This is a genomic window from Nonomuraea sp. ZG12 (assembly GCF_052068115.1).
GTDB lineage: Bacteria > Actinomycetota > Actinomycetes > Streptosporangiales > Streptosporangiaceae > Nonomuraea.
The window spans coordinates 59,145-76,776 of the sequence record NZ_JBQHCW010000024.1; the positions used below are offsets into that span (position 1 = coordinate 59,145).

At 70.3% G+C, this 17,632-nt stretch carries 17 protein-coding genes; all 17 read left to right on the top strand.

The features are described 5' to 3' along the window. The first annotated feature begins 62 nt into the window (after window positions 1-62). The 17 genes from pgsA (at window position 63) to secF (ending at window position 17,570) form a co-directional block, all read left to right on the top strand. Window positions 63-665 (top strand): phosphatidylinositol phosphate synthase, encoded by a 603-nt coding sequence (gene pgsA, locus ACTMTF_RS39520; RefSeq protein WP_397016749.1) that lies wholly within the window; start codon window positions 63-65, stop codon window positions 663-665. Then, window positions 662-1,570, top strand: a complete 909-nt coding sequence (locus ACTMTF_RS39525; RefSeq protein ID WP_441115248.1) for a phosphatidylinositol mannoside acyltransferase — start codon at window positions 662-664, stop codon at window positions 1,568-1,570. Before pgsA ends, ACTMTF_RS39525 begins: the two co-directional genes overlap by 4 nt. After that, window positions 1,567-2,697 (top strand): glycosyltransferase family 4 protein, encoded by a 1,131-nt coding sequence (locus tag ACTMTF_RS39530; protein WP_441115249.1) that lies wholly within the window; start codon window positions 1,567-1,569, stop codon window positions 2,695-2,697. Before ACTMTF_RS39525 ends, ACTMTF_RS39530 begins: the two co-directional genes overlap by 4 nt. Continuing rightward, complete coding sequence (locus ACTMTF_RS39535; protein ID WP_397016755.1) at window positions 2,694-3,236, top strand: hypothetical protein; 543 nt, start codon at window positions 2,694-2,696, stop codon at window positions 3,234-3,236. Before ACTMTF_RS39530 ends, ACTMTF_RS39535 begins: the two co-directional genes overlap by 4 nt. A 100-nt stretch (window positions 3,237-3,336) precedes the next feature. Continuing rightward, the gene (locus ACTMTF_RS39540; RefSeq protein ID WP_441115250.1) at window positions 3,337-4,314 is read left to right on the top strand and encodes a DUF3048 domain-containing protein; all 978 of its coding nucleotides are present in this window, start codon (window positions 3,337-3,339) and stop codon (window positions 4,312-4,314) included. Between the two features lie 112 nt (window positions 4,315-4,426). Beyond that, window positions 4,427-5,347 carry a pyridoxal 5'-phosphate synthase lyase subunit PdxS gene (gene pdxS, locus ACTMTF_RS39545; protein ID WP_397016759.1) on the top strand — a complete coding sequence of 307 codons (921 nt, stop codon included), beginning with the start codon at window positions 4,427-4,429 and terminating at the stop codon, window positions 5,345-5,347. 228 nt (window positions 5,348-5,575) lie between these two features. After that, window positions 5,576-7,270: an alkaline phosphatase D family protein gene (locus tag ACTMTF_RS39550; RefSeq protein WP_441115251.1), complete on the top strand. Its 1,695-nt coding sequence runs from the start codon at window positions 5,576-5,578 to the stop codon at window positions 7,268-7,270. 129 nt (window positions 7,271-7,399) lie between these two features. Further along, window positions 7,400-7,990, top strand: a complete 591-nt coding sequence (gene pdxT, locus ACTMTF_RS39555) for a pyridoxal 5'-phosphate synthase glutaminase subunit PdxT (protein ID WP_397016762.1) — start codon at window positions 7,400-7,402, stop codon at window positions 7,988-7,990. Between the two features lie 3 nt (window positions 7,991-7,993). Next, entirely contained in the window at window positions 7,994-8,746 is a 753-nt protein-coding gene (locus ACTMTF_RS39560; RefSeq protein ID WP_397016764.1) for a YebC/PmpR family DNA-binding transcriptional regulator, read from the top strand. 165 nt (window positions 8,747-8,911) lie between these two features. Continuing rightward, complete coding sequence (locus ACTMTF_RS39565) at window positions 8,912-10,699, top strand: carbohydrate ABC transporter permease (protein ID WP_441115252.1); 1,788 nt, start codon at window positions 8,912-8,914, stop codon at window positions 10,697-10,699. 11 nt (window positions 10,700-10,710) lie between these two features. Next, on the top strand, window positions 10,711-11,865 hold the full coding sequence (locus ACTMTF_RS39570; RefSeq protein WP_441115253.1) for a GNAT family N-acetyltransferase: 1,155 nt from the start codon (window positions 10,711-10,713) through the stop codon (window positions 11,863-11,865). 85 nt (window positions 11,866-11,950) lie between these two features. Then, window positions 11,951-12,496 (top strand): crossover junction endodeoxyribonuclease RuvC, encoded by a 546-nt coding sequence (ruvC, locus tag ACTMTF_RS39575; protein WP_441115302.1) that lies wholly within the window; start codon window positions 11,951-11,953, stop codon window positions 12,494-12,496. Next, a complete protein-coding gene (gene ruvA, locus ACTMTF_RS39580; protein WP_441115254.1) occupies window positions 12,493-13,113 on the top strand; it encodes a Holliday junction branch migration protein RuvA in 621 nt (206 codons plus the stop codon). The genes ruvC and ruvA overlap by 4 nt, the downstream gene beginning before the upstream one ends. 16 nt (window positions 13,114-13,129) lie before the next feature. After that, complete coding sequence (gene ruvB, locus ACTMTF_RS39585; RefSeq protein WP_441115255.1) at window positions 13,130-14,161, top strand: Holliday junction branch migration DNA helicase RuvB; 1,032 nt, start codon at window positions 13,130-13,132, stop codon at window positions 14,159-14,161. 212 nt (window positions 14,162-14,373) lie between these two features. Further along, complete coding sequence (yajC, locus tag ACTMTF_RS39590) at window positions 14,374-14,739, top strand: preprotein translocase subunit YajC (RefSeq protein WP_441115256.1); 366 nt, start codon at window positions 14,374-14,376, stop codon at window positions 14,737-14,739. 43 nt (window positions 14,740-14,782) lie between these two features. Next, the gene (secD, locus tag ACTMTF_RS39595) at window positions 14,783-16,573 is read left to right on the top strand and encodes a protein translocase subunit SecD (RefSeq protein ID WP_441115257.1); all 1,791 of its coding nucleotides are present in this window, start codon (window positions 14,783-14,785) and stop codon (window positions 16,571-16,573) included. Window position 16,574: 1 nt separating this feature from the next. Beyond that, entirely contained in the window at window positions 16,575-17,570 is a 996-nt protein-coding gene (gene secF, locus ACTMTF_RS39600; RefSeq protein ID WP_441115258.1) for a protein translocase subunit SecF, read from the top strand. Window positions 17,571-17,632: the final 62 nt, after the last annotated feature.

The window sequence follows — 17,632 nt, forward strand, 5'->3', positions numbered from 1 at the left end:
TCACAAGAGGGGTGAAGCAAAGAAAGTCGTCGGCCGCCGGATGGCCTACGATCGACAGCGCGATGCTGAAACTCCTGCGCCCGGCCATGACCCGGATACTCACCCCGCTGGGCAGGGCACTGGTCCGCCGCGGGATCGGCCCGAACGCCGTCACGGCGATCGGCACCCTGGGCACCGTCGTCTCCGCCCTGCTCTTCTTCCCGTTGGGACAGCTGCCCGTGGGCGCTGTCGTGATCACGGTCTTCGTGCTGTTCGACCTGCTCGACGGCCTGGTGGCGCGGATGGGCGGGGGAGGGGGCAGCACCTGGGGCGCGTTCCTGGACTCCACGCTCGACCGGGTGGCCGACGCGGCCATCTTCGCCGGGCTGATCCTCTACTTCGTGTCCACCGGTGACGGGCTGCTGACCGCGGTGACGCTGTTCTGCCTGGTGGCCGGCCTGCTGGTGTCGTATGCGAAGGCGCGGGCCGAGGGGCTCGGGCTCACCTGTGACGTGGGCCTGGCCGAGCGGCCGGAGCGGCTGGTGGTGGTGCTGGTCGCCACCTGCTTCGGCGGGCTGGGCGTGCCCTACATCCTGGCGGCCGGCATGTGGTTGCTCGCGGTGGCCAGTGGCGTCACCGTTGTACAGCGTGTTGTCCATGTCTACCGGCAGGCGAGGGAGCGATGAGCGACAAGCCGTCAGTCAGCGATCGCGTCGTGGCCGCGGGGTTCGCGGCCGGCTGGACGCTGGTCCCGCTGCTGCCCGAGCGGCCGACGGCCGCGGTGTTCAGGTTCATGGCCGATCGGGTGTGGCGCAAGGGCGGCAGATCCGTGAGCCGGCTGGAGACCAACCTCGCCAGGGTGACGGGGCTGGCGCCCGGCAGTCGTGAGCTCCGCGAGCTGAGTAAAGCCGGCATGCGCTCTTATTTCCGTTATTTTCATGAAATCTTCCGGTTGCCGAAGATGAGCACCGAGGAGATCGTCCGGCGCAGCCACGTGATCGGTGCCGAGCACGTGCACGACAACGTGGCCGCGGGCCGCGGCGTGGTGCTCGCGCTGCCGCACATGGGCAACTGGGACCAGGCGGGCGCCTGGCTGGTGGGAGTGGGACACCCGTTCACCACGGTCGCCGAGCGGCTCAAGCCGGAGTCGCTGTTCCGCCGCTACGTGCGCTTCCGCGAGAGCCTCGGCATGGAGGTGCTGCCGCTGACCGGCGGCGACGGGCACAACTTCGGCACCCTGGCCACCCGCGTGCGCAAGGGCGGCGTGGTCTGCCTGCCGGCCGAGCGCGACCTGACCAAGAGCGGCGTAGAGGTGGAGTTCTTCGGCGCGACCACCAAGGTGCCCGCCGGGCCGCCGCTGCTGGCCGTGCAGACGGGCGCGGCGCTGCTGCCGGCCATCGTCTACTCCGTCGGCGACGACTGGGGGATCCACATCCACGAGGAGGTCCCGGTCCCGGCCGAGGGCACCCGGCAGGAGAAGGTCACGGCCGTGGCGCAGGGGCTGGTCGGCGTGTTCGAGAAGGGCATCGCCGAGCACCCTGAGGACTGGCACATGCTGCAGCGGCTGTGGCTGGAGGACCTGCGCCCATGAAGGTCGGCATCGTCTGCCCGTATTCCTGGGACATGCCGGGCGGCGTCAAGCAGCACGTCGACGACCTGGCCCAGGCACTGATCGCGCACGGGCACGACGTCTCGGTGATCGCGCCGGCCAGCGAGGACGACGACCTGCCCCCGTACGTGACCGGAGCCGGCCGGGCGGTGCCGGTGCCCTACAACGGGTCGGTGGCCAGGATGTCGTTCGGGTTCATCTCGGCCGCGCGGGTGCGGCGCTGGGTGCGCGACGGCGGCTTCGACGTGCTGCACATCCACGAGCCGCTGGTGCCGAGCCTGGGCGTGCTGGCCTGCTGGGCGGCCAAGGGGCCGATCGTGGCGACCTTCCACGCCTCGTGGGTGCGCTCGCGGGCGATCGCGGTGGCCGAGCCGTTACTGCGCAGCGCGCTGGAGAAGCTGAGCGGGCGCATCGCGGTCTCCGACGCGGCCAGGAAGAGCCTGGTCGAGCAGTTCGGCGGCGACACGGTGCTGATTCCCAACGGGGTGACGGTCGGCCGCTACACCAGCGCCGAGCCGCTCGACGGCTGGGGGGCCGACGGCGCGACGATCGGTTTCCTGGGCCGGATGGACGAGGAGCGCAAGGGCCTGCCGATCCTGCTGGAGGCGTACAAACTGCTGGCCGCCGACCGGCCGGAGCTCAAGCTGCTGATCGCCGGGCCGGGTGACGCCAAGGACGTCTACGACCGGGTGCCCAAGCGTTTCCATGACCGGGTCACGGTGCTCGGCATGGTGAGCGAGGCCGACAAGATCCGCGCCTACCATTCGGTCGACGTCTTCTGCGCGCCCAACACGCGGGGCGAGAGCTTCGGCATCGTGCTGGCCGAGGCGATGGCCTCGGGCGCAACGGTGCTGGCCAGTGACATCCCCGCGTTCCGGCGGGTGCTCGGCGACGGCCAGGCGGGCGCGCTGTTCGCCAACGGCGACCCCGCCTCGCTCGCGCGCGAGGCGGGAGCACTGCTCGACGCGCCGGAGCGGCGGGCCAAGCTGGCGGAGGAGGCGCTGGTCGCGGTGATGAAGTACGACTGGTCGACGGTGGCGCGTGACGTGGTGCGGGTGTACGAGACCGTGACGGCCGGTGGCGCCGGGAGGGTGGAGGAAGACCTGTGACATCCACCATGATCTTCCTGATCGTGGGCATCGTCGTGGTGCTCACGGCCGTCTACATCTCCTGGCGGGCCGGCCGCCTGGACCGGCTGCACATCAGGCTGGAGCTGGCCCGCGAGGCGCTGGAGGCGGCGCTGGTGCGGCGCCGGGCGGTGGTGCTGGAGCTGGCGGGCTCGCGGCTGCTCGACCCGGCGACCTCGCTGGTGCTCGCGGCGGCGGCGCACGAGGCCAGGATGGCGGGCCCGGAGGAGCGCGAGCACGCCGAGAGCGATCTGTCGGGCGCGCTGCGCGCGGCGGTGGACCAGGAGCGGTTCCGGGAGAAGCTGTCGGAGTCGCCCGGCGGCCAGGATCTGCTGGAGGAACTCGACGCGGCCGTGGCCAAGGTCGTCTACTCGCGCCGCTTCTACAACAACGCGGTGGGGGTCACGCGTACGGCGCAGCGCCGGTGGCTGGCTCGGACGCTGCGGTTGGCCGGCCACACCGAATATCCCCAATTCTTCGAGATTGATGACAATCCACCTGTGGCCATGGCAACTGAATGACCCGATTTGTATAGACCGGTAAGCTTCCATCCGTTCTGGGCAAAAGCGGAGGAGTGGACACGTGCGGCTACCCCGGATGATCACGGTGACGCTTGCCGGAGTGGCTATCTTGATACCCACCGCGGCCTGCTCGTCCGACGAGCCCGCCGCCGGTCAGGCGCCTGAGGCCAGCGTCTCCACCGGCCCGATCGAGGAGCCGACGCCGGAGAAGCTGCACCCCTTCACCGGCAAGCCCTACACCGCGGCCAAACGCGTGGTCGCCGTGAAGATCGAGAACACCGCGGCGGGCAAGCCGCAGCTCGGGCTCAAAAGCGCCGACATCGTCTACATCGAACAGGTCGAGGCCGGTCTGACCCGCCTGATGGCGATCTTCTCCTCGAAGATCCCGCCCAAGGTGGGCCCGGTCCGCAGCGCCCGCATCTCCGACCTGCACATCGCGCCGATGTTCGGCAAGCCCGCGTTCGCCTACTCCGGCGCGCAGACCAAGATGCTGCCGTTCATCGCCGAGGCGTCGCTGTTCGACGTCTCCGACAGCAGGGTGCCGGGCGCCTACTTCCGCCAGCCCGGCCGCTTCGCCCCCTACAACCTGTTCGCCGACACCAAGAAGCTGATATCCGCCGCGCCCAAGGCGAGCAAGGCCAAGGACGTGGGCTTCACCTTCGGCGACCCGCCGGCCGAGGGCGGGGTCGCGCGGAAGTCGTACACGGTCAAATGGCCCGCCGCCCGCTTCACTTTCACCTGGTCCGAGGCCAAGAAGCAGTGGCTGATCTGGCAGGACGGCAAGAAGGACATGGCCGCCGAGGGCGGCCAGCTGGGCGCGCCCACGATCGTCATCCAGTACACCAAGACCGAGCGCTCCGAGTTCCACGACAGCAACCAGAGCTACACCCCCCTGGTGCACACCACCGGCAAGGGCTCGGCGATCGTGCTGCGCGACGGCCAGGCGTACAAGGCGAAGTGGGAGCGGGAATCCGAGGACGGGGGCACGACGTTCACCACACAGAGCGGCGAGCCGATGAACTTCGCGCCCGGCCAGGTGTGGGTGGCGCTCGCCAGCCGCAAGCCCGTGATTCCTTGACGTACGAAATTCCTCGCCATCGCTGACATGGTGATATGCGGGGAATGAGCGCCTCAGGACCTACGATGGGTTTGATAACGTACCGTCCCCCCAGAGCTCGTGAAGGAAGACCGTGTCCAGCAGCACGCCCGAAACCGCTTCAACCACCGGCCCCGTCACCGGCACCGCCCGGGTCAAGCGAGGCATGGCCGAGATGCTCAAGGGCGGCGTCATCATGGACGTCGTCACCGCGGAGCAGGCCAAGATCGCCGAGGACGCCGGGGCGGTCGCCGTCATGGCTCTGGAGCGGGTGCCCGCCGACATCCGCGCGCAGGGCGGCGTCTCCAGGATGAGCGACCCTGACATGATCGACGGCATCGTGGCCGCCGTCTCGATCCCGGTCATGGCCAAGGCCCGCATCGGTCACTTCGTCGAGGCCCGCGTGCTGCAGGCGCTCGGCGTGGACTACGTCGACGAGTCCGAGGTGCTCACCCCGGCCGACTACGCCAACCACATCGACAAGTGGCAGTTCACGGTGCCCTTCGTGTGCGGCGCGACCAACCTGGGCGAGGCGCTGCGCCGCATCACCGAGGGCGCGGCCATGATCCGCTCCAAGGGTGAGGCCGGCACCGGCGACGTCTCCAACGCCGTCACCCACATGCGCACCATCCGCGCCGAGCTCAAGCGGCTGTCCTCGCTGCCCGAGGACGAGCTGTACGTCGCGGCCAAGGAGCTGCAGGCGCCCTACGAGCTGGTCGTCGAGGTGGCCCGCGCCGGCAAGCTCCCGGTCGTGCTGTTCACCGCGGGCGGCATCGCCACCCCGGCCGACGCCGCGATGATGATGCACCTCGGCGCCGAGGGCGTGTTCGTCGGCTCCGGCATCTTCAAGTCCGGTGACCCGGCCAAGCGCGCCGCCGCCATCGTCAAGGCCACCACCTTCTACGACGACCCCGACGTCATCGCCAAGGTGTCGCGCGGCCTGGGCGAGGCCATGGTCGGCATCAACGTCGACGAGATCCCGCAGCCCCACCGCCTGGCCGAGCGCGGCTGGTGATCGGCGCGTCCCGTCCGGGGGCCCGTCACGCCGCATGACATGATCGTCCGCGGTGGGCGGCCCAGGCCGTCTGGCGGGGGCGTCGTGGTGTGACGGTAGAAATTTCCGAAGAAGGCGACATCCACGAAGGATGTCGCCTTTTTCGTGTTGGGTGGAGTTAACTCCGTGGTCATGGTGCCGAGTCAGGCTGTCGATCGTCCCCCGGCCATGATCGTCCCAGGAGCACCCATGCCCGAGCTCAACCGCCGGCACTTCCTCGTCACCGGGTTAGCGGCAGGCGCCGCCGCGACCGTCCCGACCGGCGCCGCGCACGCGGACCCCGGCCCTGCCGCCGACCCCGCCGCCGAGACCGCGCAGAGCCTGGCCTCGCGCGGGCTGCGCGCCGACCCCTTCACCCTCGGCGTCGCCTCCGGCGACCCGGACCACCGCGGCTTCGTCCTGTGGACCAGGCTGGCCCAGGAGCCGCTGGCCGAGGACGGCCTCGGCGGCATGCCGCAGCGCCCGTTCCCGGTGCTGTGGCAGATCTACGCCGACGAGCGCTGCCGCCGCCTGGTCCGCTCCGGCGTGACCGTGGCGGCGCCGCAGTGGGGCCACAGCGTGCATGTCGAGGTGGACCACCTGAGCGCGGGCCGCGAATACTGGTACCGCTTCCGCGTCGGCCCGTACATCTCCCCGGTGGGAAGGGCGCTCACCGCGCCGCACCCGCGCTCGTACGGCGGGCCGCTGGCGATGGCCTTCGTCTCGTGCGCGCAGTACGAGCACGGCTACTTCACCTCCTACCGCAGGCTGGCCGAGGAGCACCCGGACGTCGTCCTGCACCTGGGCGACTACACCTACGAGTACACCAAGAACACCTACAACAGCCCCGGCGGCAACATCCGCCACCACGAGGGGCCGGAGACCGAGACGCTGGCCAACTACCGCCAGCGCCACGCCCAGTACAAGGCCGACCCCGACCTGCAGGCCGCGCACGCCGCCGCGCCGTGGCTGGTCGTGTGGGACGACCACGAGCTCGACAACAACTGGGCCGACGAGGTGCCGGAGAAGCCCGAGGTGCCGCAGCCGGGCTTCCTGTCCCGGCGTGAGGCCGCCTTCCGGGCGTACTACGAGAACATGCCGCTGCGCCGCACCTCCATCCCGCGCGGCATCGACATGCAGCTCTACCGGCGGGTCCGGTGGGGCCGGACGGCCACCTTCCACATGCTCGACACCCGCCAGTACCGTGACGACCAGGGCTGCGGCGACGGCTACCGGGACTGCCCGGCCGCCGTCGACCCGACCCGGTCGATCACCGGGGCGGAGCAGGAGGCGTGGCTGCTCGACGGCTTCCGCCGCTCGCAGGCCCAATGGGACATCATCGGCCAGCAGGTCTTCTTCGCCCAGCGTGACAACAACGCCGGCCCCGCGAAGATCACCAGCCAGGACGCCTGGGACGGCTACGTCGCCTCCCGCCGCCGCATCACCCAGGGCTGGATCGACGCCGAGGTGCGCAACCCCGTCGTGCTCACCGGCGACGTGCACGCGCACTGGGCCAGCGACCTCAAGCTCGACTACGACGACCCCACCGGGCCGTCGGTCGGCTCGGAGCTGGTGGCGAGCTCGATCTCCACCGGCGGCGACGGCGGCGACTCCGACCCGGCCGCCCACCCGTTCCTGCAGGTCAACCCGCACCTGAAGTTCTACAACAACCAGCGCGGCTACGTGCTGACGAAGATCGATCGCGACCTGCTCACCGCCGACTTCAAGGTGGTGCCCCAGGTACGTGAGCCCGGCGCGGAGGCGCACACCAAGGCCACGTTCGTGATCGAGGACCGGGTGCCGGGCGTGAAGCAGACCTACCTGCGCCCGATCGACCCGACGCTGCGCCTGCGCACCGAGATGACCGTGGAGGAGACCGTACGCCTGGAGACCGAGCGTCCCTGACCCCGGACGACGGCGGGGCGGCATCCGGACGGGTGCCGCCTTTCTCGTCTTTCCGCGGGTCTGTAGGAAGATGTCAGGCGGACGTGGTGTTGAATCGACTGCACCCGCAACCTGACGGAAGGATGAACGTTGCCCGCGATCGGTGTACTCGCGCTGCAGGGAGACGTGCGCGAGCATGTGCGCATGCTCCAGGAGGCAGGCGCCTCGGCCACGGCCATTCGCCGGCCCGGCGAGCTCGACGCGGTCGACGGGCTGGTCATCCCCGGCGGTGAGTCGACCACCATGGGGAAACTCGCCGAGACCTTCGACCTGCTCCAGCCGCTGCGCATGCGGATCAAGGAAGGCATGCCCGCCTACGGATCCTGCGCCGGCATGATCATGCTGGCCGACCGGATCGAGGACGGCGCCGCCGGTCAGCAAACCATCGGCGGCATCGACATGGTCGTCAGGCGCAACGCCTTCGGCCGCCAGATCGACTCCTTCGAGGCCGACCTCGACTTCGCCGGCTCGCCGCTGCACGCCGTGTTCATCCGCGCGCCGTGGGTCGAATCGGTCGGCGCGGACGTCGATGTGCTGGGCACGGCCGAGCCTGGCGATAGGATCGTCGCGGTTCGCCAAGGACCGTTGCTCGCGACCTCGTTCCACCCGGAGCTGACCGGGGACCCGCGGGTGCACCGTTACTTCGTAGACATGGTTGTCAACACAGTGAGGGATCAGTAGCCAATGTCCGGCCACTCCAAATGGGCGACGACGAAGCACAAGAAGGCCGTGGTCGATGCCAAGCGCGGCAAGCTTTTCGCGAAGCTCATCAAGAACATCGAGGTGGCGGCCCGGACCGGTGGCCCTGACCCGGATGCCAACCCCACCCTCTTCGACGCCATCTTCAAGGCCAAGAAGAGCTCCGTGCCCAACGACAACATCGAGCGCGCCCGCAAGCGCGGCGGCGGCCTGGAGGCCGGCGGCGCCGACTGGCAGACCATCACCTACGAGGGCTACGCGCCCGGCGGCGTCGCGGTGCTCATCGAGTGTCTGACCGACAACCGCAACCGCGCCGCCTCGGAGGTGCGCGTCGCGCTCACCCGTAACGGCGGCTCGCTGGCCGACCCCGGCTCGGTGTCCTACATGTTCAACCGCAAGGGCGTCGTGCTCGTGCCCAAGGGCGGCCTCGACGAGGACACCGTCCTGATGGCCGTCCTCGACGCGGGCGCCGAGGAGGTCAACGACCTCGGCGACTCCTTCGAGGTCGTCTCCGAGGCCGGCGACCTGGTGCCGGTCCGCAAGGCGCTGCAGGAGGCCGGCATCGACTACGACTCGGCCGAGTCCAGCTTCCTGCCGACGATGAGCGTGCCGCTGGACGAGGAGGCGGCCAAGAAGGTGTTCCGCCTCATCGACGCGCTCGAGGACAGCGACGACGTGCAGAACGTGTGGGCGAACTTCGACGTGTCGGACGACGTCATGGAGAAGCTCGACGTCTGACGCCCTCCAGGCGCTTCTCAGAGCGCCGGTACGGCGAGTACAGGCAGGTGCCCGTTGATCCGGGCCTCCTCCTGCCGTGGGGCCGATCTGGCGGCATCTGAGGGTTTCACCGTTCCCGGCTTCCAGTTGGCCGGGTACACAGGAGTCGGCGTAAGGTCGGGCGTCGTGACCTCCCGCACAGCACCCCAGACCCCCTCGCCGGCGCTCGGCTGGCTGCTCCTCATGCCGGCCGTGTTCGGCACCCTGATCACGCTGGTCCTGCCCACCGTGCAGACGATCGCGTTCAGCTTCAGGTCGGGCGGGCTCGTCGGCCCGTCGGAGTCGGTAGGCCTGAAGAACTACGACACAGTCCTGGGCGCGGCCGGCTCGCTCTGGCCCGCGCTGGGCTTCACCCTGTCGCTCACGATCATGCCGCTGCTCGTCGCCCTGGTGGTCGGCCCGCTGCTGGCGCTGGCGCTCGACCGGGCCGGCACCTGGCCCAGACGGGCCGGCCGGATCGTGCTGTCGCTGTCCCTGGTGACCTTCTCGCCGGCCGCCGTGGCCGTGTCGTGGCTGCGCGGGCTCGATCCTGCGGTGGGCGGCCTGGCCACGATGGTGCGCGCGTTCACCGAGCCGGATTCGGCTCCGGGCACCTTCCGGCTGGTCGTCGCCGCCACGACGTTCGGGCTGGTGTGCGCCCTGGCCGTGCTGGCCTTCCTGCCCGCCCTGCGCGGCGGCACCGTGACCGGGGCCATGTTCGCGGTGGCGGGCGTCGTCGCGCTGGCCGCCGTCGCCACCGGCCTGCAGATGTTCACGCTGAGCCTGGCGCTCACCCGTGGTGGCCCGCTCGACTCGACGATGACGCTCGCGCTCCTGCAGTACACCGTCGTCTTCCAGGTGGCCCGGCTCGGGGTGGGCGCCACCATCGCGACCGCGACGGGGGTGATCCTCGGCGCGCTGGGCATCGCCGCCGCGCTCATCGTGGTGATCAGCGGCATGCGGATCGCCCTCACCGCACCGCCCGCGACGGACCAGGCGCCGTCGTACGGAAAGCAGGCGTACGCGCACGTCGGTCAGCAGCCTCCGGCCGGTCAGCACCCTCCGGCCGGGTGGCCGGCTCAGGGCGGGCAGGCGTACCCGCAGGCCGGGCAGGCCCACCCGCCGGGCGGGCAGGCGGACGGCGGGGCGTCCGCCGGTTCCGCGCGGCGGCCCTCGGCTGTGGCGGTCGTGGTCGGGGTGCTGGCGCTGCTGGTCGTCGCCGTGATCATGGTCATCTGGGCCTGGCCGTGGCTGGCGGCCCTGTTCACGCCTTCCGGGGAGGCCTCCCCGGCGCCTTCCGGGTTGCGCGTCCAGCTGAACACGTGGGTGCCCGCCCTTCTGGGCGCCCTGGTCTCCGTGGGCGTCGCCTACCTGGGAGCGCTCGGCATCGGCGGCCTGCGCCCGCTGGGCCGCCGCAGCGAGTGGCTGCTGCTCCCGTTCGCCCCCTGGCTGCTGGTCGGCGCCGGCCCGCTGAGCGTCGCCAACTGGAACAATCTGCGCGGCCTCGGCCTGATCGACACCTTCGTGGCGCTGATCCCGCCGCTGCTGATCAGCGTGCCCGCGCTGTTCGTCCTGACCCTGTTGTGCAAGGGACTGGCCACGCGGACCGACCGGGACTTCCTGAGCGGCGTGGTCCTGCCCTCGCTGCCCATGGCGGGCATCCTGGCCGGCGCCGTGACGCTGGTGAACGCCCAGGACCTGCTCTGGCCCCTGCTGGTCGCGCAGGACAGAGAGCTGGCCACCGCCCCCGTCGCCCAGCTGATGCCGCTCAACGGGTTCGGCGGCGGGGCCGCCGAGGTGGGCGTCACCACCCCGCTGGTCGTGGTCGGGCTCGCGCTGGCCGCCGTGGTCGCCGCGCAACTGCTCTACCTGGACCGGCTGGCCATCACGGTCGGCGGCGACACCCGGTCGCGAGTGCCCGCGCCACCTGCGTAAGTTTGGTCATTGTGGAAATTCGTGACCTGACGGCCGACGATCTGGACGCCGTACTCGACATTCGCAAGCGTTCCTTCGGCCTGCTGGCGGTCGCTGACGCGGAGACCTGGCGCGCCTCGGTGCTGCCGACCCTGGCGCAGGGCCGCTACCTGGGCGCCTTCGACGGCGACCGGCTGGTGGCGACCGCGCGGCTGCGGCCGTTCACCCAGTGGTGGCACGGCAGGCCGCAGCCGATGGCCGGCGTGGCGGGCGTCACCGTCAGCCCCGAGGACAGGGGGCGCGGCCTCGGCACCACGATCATGCGCGCGGCGGTGGCGCGGGCCGTGTCGTTCGGCGACGCCGTGTCGGCGCTCTTCCCGGCCACCACGCCGATCTACCGCTCGCTCGGCTTCGAGCACGCCGGGGCCCGCTACCAGGTGAGCCTGCCGGCGGAGGCGCTGCGCGCCGTGGTGCCGTCCCAGCAGGTCAAGCTGCGCAGGATGGGCCCCGGCGACGCCGCGGAGGTCGTCTCCGTGCTCCACCGGGTGCACGCCGCGACCCGCGCCAGCGGGCCGATGTCCTGGGGCGAGGACATCTGGCGGCTCTGGCTCGCCGACAAGGACGACTTCCTCTACCTGGCCGACGACGGCTTCCTCGTCTACCGCTGGGACGGCCCCGACATGGAGGTGGACAACCTCGTCGCGGGCTCCGCCGATACCGCCAGGGCGCTGTGGTCGATCGTCGGCAGCTCCTCCTCGGTCGCCAAGCGGATCACCGCCACCGTCGCCCCCGACGACCCGGTGCTGTGGCTGCTGCGTGAGCGGACCAAGGATCAGATCACCCGCGATCCGTGGATGTTCCGGGTGCTCGACCTGCCCGCGGCCGTGCGGCGCAGGGGCTATCCGGAGGTCGTGACCGCGACCGCGGTCGTCCAGGTGGACGATCCGCTGCTGGAGGGCAACACCGGCCGTTGGCGGCTGGAGTTCGCCGAGGGCGCGGGCTCGGCGACCGCCCTGGAGGGGGACGCGGCGGGGCCGGTGCTCACCGTCAATGCCTTCTCCGCGCTGTACGCCGGGATTCCCACGGCCACGCTGCGCGGCGGCGGGCTCATGTCGGGCGATGAGCGATACGACGAGGTGCTCGACGCTGCCTTCGCTGCCAGGCCGTACATGCTCGACCACTTCTGACGGGCGTTTCCCGATGCGAGACCGCGCGGGCAGGGGTAGAGTCTCGTGCCGAACAGGTGTTCGGCGGGCGCGGGGAGGCATGCGGGTGCGGGTGATGGGCGTCGATCCAGGACTGACCCGGTGCGGCCTCGGCGCCGTCGAGGGGCGCCCCGGCGCGCCGCTCAGCCTGGTGGCCGTCGGAGTGGTCCGCACCGGGGCCGACGAGGAGCTCGGCGCCCGGCTCGTCGGCATCGAGGCCGGCATCGAGCAGTGGCTCGACGACGTGCGGCCCGACGCGGTCGCGGTGGAGCGGGTTTTCAGCCAGCACAACGTCCGCACCGTGATGGGCACCGCGCAGGCCGCCGGCATCGCCGTTCTGTGCGCCGCCCGGCGCGGCCTGCCGGTCGCGCTGCACACGCCCTCCGAGGTCAAGGCCGCCGTCACCGGCAGCGGCACCGCCGACAAGAAGCAGATCGGCGCCATGGTGACCCGGCTGCTGCGGCTGACCGAGATGCCCAAGCCCGCCGACGCCGCCGACGCCCTGGCGCTGGCCATCTGCCACGTCTGGCGCGGCGGCGTCCAGCACCGCCTGGCCGAGGCCGTGGCCCGCGCCAAGACGGACGCCCGCGCACGAAAGGACCCGCGGCTGTGATCGCGTCGGTGACCGGACGGGTGATCGCGATCGCCCCTGACGGGGCGGTCGTGGAGGTCGGCGGGATCGGCATCCTGACCCACTGCACCCCCGGCACGCTGGCCACGCTCAAGGTGGGGGAGCAGACGCGCCTGGCCACCAGCCTGGTGGTGCGCGAGGAGTCGCTCACGCTGTACGGCTTCGCCACCGACGACGAGCGGACCGTGTTCGAGCTGCTGCAGACGGCCAGCGGCGTCGGCCCCAAGCTGGCCTTGGCCATGCTCGCCGTGCACTCGCCCCAGGCCCTTCGGGTCGCCGTCGCCGGCGCGGACCTCAAGGCGCTCACCCGGGTCCCCGGCATCGGCCAGAAGGGCGCCCAGCGGATCGTGCTGGAGCTCAAGGACCGGCTCGGCACGCCCGAGGAGGCGGTCAACGCCGCGCTCAACGGCGGCCGGCGGGTCGCCGTCTGGCGCGATCAGGTGCACTCCGGGCTGGTCGGGCTCGGCTACTCCAGCAAGGACGCCGACGAGGCGATCGCCGTGGTGGAGCCGGAGGCCGAGGCCGATCTCGCCGCAGGCCGCCAGCCTCAGGTGGCGAGCCTGCTGAAGGCCGCGCTGCGTGCGCTGAGCGTCCGATGAGAGCGCGGGTGGGCGGGTGAGCTACGAACGTGAGCTGGTGTCGCCGGCCGCCGAGAGCGACGATCTGCAGATCGAGGCGGCCCTGCGGCCCAAGCGGCTGGCGGAGTTCATCGGGCAGGCGCGGGTGCGCGAGCAGCTCTCGCTGGTCCTGGAGAGCGCGCTGCGCCGGCAGCGGCCGCCCGACCACGTGCTGATGAACGGCTCGCCGGGGCTCGGCAAGACCACCCTGGCCATGATCATCGCAGCCGAGCTGAACGCGCCGCTGCGCATCACCTCGGGGCCCGCCCTGGAGCGCGCCGGCGACCTCGCCGCCATCCTGTCCACGCTGGCCGAGGGCGAGGTGCTGTTCATCGACGAGATCCATCGGATGGCCAGGCCCGCCGAGGAGATGCTCTATCTCGCGATGGAGGACTTCCGGGTCGACATCATCGTCGGCAAGGGGCCGGGCGCCACCGCCATCCCGCTCGAGATCGCGCCGTTCACCCTGGTGGGCGCCACCACCAGGGCGGGGCTGCTGCCCGCGCCGCTGCGCGACCGGTTCGGCTTCACCGCGCACATGGACTTCTACGACGTCGAGGAGCTCGAGCGGGTGCTGGAGCGCTCCGCCAGACTGCTGGGCGTGACGCTGCCCGCGGAGGGGGCGCACGAGGTCGCCAGGCGCTCGCGTGGCACGCCCCGCATCGCCAACCGGCTGCTGCGCCGCGTGCGTGACTTCGCCGATGTGCGGGCCGATGGCGTGATAAATCGTGAAATCGCGGCGGCGGCGCTCAATCTTTATGAAGTCGACGCCGAAGGGCTCGACCGGCTCGACCGGGCGGTGCTCGACGCGCTGCTGCGCAAGTTCGGCGGCGGGCCCGTCGGGCTGTCCACCCTGGCCGTGGCCGTGGGGGAGGAGCCGGAGACCGTTGAGGTGGTGGCCGAGCCGTTCCTGGTGCGTCAGGGCCTGCTCGCGCGCACCCCGCGCGGCCGGGTCGCGACCGCCGCGGCGTGGGCGCACCTGGGCTTGACGGCTCCGCCGGATGCGTTCGGAGCTACACTTTTCGACTGATTACAGAATGGTTGCAACCATTTCAAATCGGGAACTTCCCCGCGCGCCGAAACGCTGCTTCGTTGCCGCGTTTCGCAACAACCGCCTACACTCCGTGCCTTGGCTGGCTGTGTAGGCTGACGGGCTGAGCGGCGCGGCCCGAAGCAACGCACGGAATTTCCGGCGCGAGGCCGGTGTCAACTTCTTGTACGACGATGGAAGGTCGCCCTCTTATGGACATGGGACAACTCAGCAGCATCCTGCCGCTGATTCTGCTGGTGGTGGTGTTCTACTTCCTGCTGATCCGTCCTCAGCGCAAGCGGCAGCAGGAAGCGCTCAAGATGCAGAACTCCCTGGCGCCCGGCGCTCGCGTCATGACGACGACGGGCCTGTTCGCCACCGTGGTCGCCGTAGAGAACGAGGACGTCATCCTGGAAGTGGCGCCCGGCATCGAGACCCGCTGGGTCAAGGCGGCCATCGGTCGGGTCGTCACCCCCGGTGACGAGCCCGTGGACAAGGTCGACAGCGACACGGACGACGAGAAGGATACAAGTGTGGAGCCCAACGGCGATCAGGACTCCAGCAGTAAGCAATCCTGACTAGGCTCTCCACCCGACTCCTATCTGAAAGAACTGACGACCAGTGGCCCGACCGACCAGCAGCCACAGCAAGCCGGGGCGCACGCTCCTGCTGCTCCTGGCGCTCATCCTCGCCCTGGGCGGGACGATGTTCCTGCAGCAGGCGTTCACGCCGAAGCTGGGGCTAGACCTCGCCGGTGGCACGACGGTGACACTCTCTCCCGTCACCCAGAACGGTGCGGCTCCACCTGAGGAGATTTTGGACCGCGCGGTCAACATCATCCGGACCCGGGTCAACGGGACCGGCATCTCCGACGCGGAAGTCGCCAAATCAGGCGACAACATCATCATCTCCATCCCCGGCGTCGGGCAGAGCGAGGCCATCGCGCTGGTCGCCACCACCGCGGAGCTCCGCTTCCGTCAGGTGATGGCCATGGAGGCGACGCAGCTGCTGCAGGATCAGCTGGCGACCGAGGCTCCGACACCCGGCACCTCGCCGTCCGCCGCGCCGAGCTCCTCCTCGTCGTCCACGCCGACGAAGTCGGTCCAGCCCCAGTCGAGCGCGTCACCGGCCGCGCGGCCCTCGACCTCTCCCACGGGCAAGGCGCTGTCGTCGGCCCTGACCTCGCCCGCCCCGGCCCCGACGGCGACCGAGACGAAGAAGCAGCCCAACAAGGGCGACAACGGCAGGAAGGCGACGCCGACGCCGAGCCCGTCCGCTCAACCCGAGCAGGACCCCAACGCCGGCATCGACACCACGGGCATCGACCCGGCGGTGCTCAAGCAGTTCCACGAGCTTGACTGCACCGACCCGAAGAAGCGCGGCCAGGGCGTCCAGGACGACCCCAACAAGCAGTACGCCGGATGCGAGTCCGACGGCACCTTCAAGTACGTCCTCGACGTGGCCAAGGTGGTCGGCACCGACATCGACACCGCCTCCTCGGGCGTCCAGCAGGGCAGCACCGAGTGGGTCGTCCAGCTCGACTTCAAGAGCAAGGGCGCCACCGAGTGGAGCAAGCTGACCTCCACGGCGTTCAACTCGCAGGAGCCGCGCAACAAGGTCGCGGTCGTCCTCGACGGCGTCGTGATCACCGCCCCCAACATCATCAGCCCGATCCCCGGCGGGCGCGCCGAGATCACCGGCGGCTTCAACCAGAAGAGCGCGGGTGAGCTGGCCGAGCAGCTCAAGTACGGTGCGCTGCCGCTGAAGTTCGAGCGCAGCTCCATCGAGACGGTCTCCTCGACCCTCGGCCAGGACCAGCTCCGAGGCGGCCTGATCTCCGGCATCATCGGCCTGGCGCTCGTGGTCGTCTACTCACTGCTCTACTACCGCGGCCTGGGCATCGTGGCCGTGCTGAGCCTCGTGGTCGCCTCGATCCTCACCTACACGGCCGTGGTGGTGCTCGGCCAGAACGCCGGATTCCGGCTGTCGCTGCCGCACATCATCGGCCTGGTGGTGTCCATCGGCATCACCGCCGACTCCTTCATCGTCTACTTCGAGCGCATCCGTGACGAGATGAAGGAAGGCCGGCGGACACTGCGCGCGGCCGTCGAGGTGGCCTGGGTCCGCGCCCGGCGCACGATCCTGATCGCCGACGCCGTCATGTTCATCGCCGCGGTCGTGCTCTACGTCCTGGCCGTGGGCGGTGTGGCCGGGTTCGCGTTCGCGATGGGCCTGACCACACTGATCGACATCGTGGTGGTGTTCATGTTCACGAAGCCGTTCATCGCGCTGCTGGCGAGAATGAAGTTCTTCGCCAAGGGGCATCCGCTGTCCGGCCTCGACGCCGAGCGCATGAGCGTCAGCCCGTCGTCCGGCGCCGCCGGCCGCAAGACCACCCCGCAGGAGGCCTGAGATGGGACTAGGGCGTCGCCTCTACCGCGGCGAGATCGATGTCGACTTCGTCGGCCAGTGGAAGCTGTGGTACAGCCTCTCCGGCCTGCTGCTGGTGATCTCGCTCGCGGGCTTGCTGGTCAACGGCCTCAACCTGGGCGTCGAGTTCAAGGGCGGGTCGGTCTTCTCCTTCCAGCCGCAGTCCAGCGTCAGCGTCGAGGAGGTGCGCAGCACCTTCAGCGAGCAGGGCGTGCACCAGCCGATCGTGCAGACCGCGGGAGTGCGCTACCGGGTCACCACCGAGACCCTCTCCGAGAGCACCACGCTCAAGATGCAGGATGTGATCGCGAAGGAGTACGGCGTCCCGGTCAAGGACGTCAACATCCAGTCGATCGGCGCGTCCTGGGGCGGTGAGGTCTCGGAGAAGGCCTGGATCGGCCTGGGCGTGTTCATGCTGGCGATCATCCTGTACCTGTCGATGGCGTTCGAGCCGAAGATGGCCGTGGCGGCGATCGTCGCGCTCGTGCACGACCTCGTCATCACCGCGGGCGTCTACGCCTGGTCGGGCTTCGAGGTCACGCCGGCGACCCTGCTGGGCTTCCTGACCATCCTCGGTTACTCGCTCTACGACGCGGTCGTGGTGTTCGACATGATCAAGGAAGTCACGGCCAAGCTGGGCGCCACCTCGAAGCAGACGTACTCGATGGCGGCCAACGACGCCCTCAACCACACCCTGATCCGATCGCTGAACACCTCGCTGGTCGCGATCCTGCCGGTCGCGGCGATCCTGTTCATCGGCACCACGGTGCTGGGCGCGGGGACGCTGAAGGACCTGTCGCTGGCCCTGTTCGTCGGCATGATCGTCGGCACCTACTCCTCCCTGTGCGTCGCCACCCCGTTGCTGGTGACGCTCAAGGAGCGGGAGCCGAAGTATCAGGCCATCGCCAGGAGGATCGCCTCCACCAGCGGCGCCAAGGGAGCCAAGGGCTCCAAGAGCGCCGCGGCGGCCAAGGGCTGACCTGTTCCGCACCGACGCCCCCGTCCAGGTCCAGGGCGGGGGCGTCGTCATGCCCGGCCGCC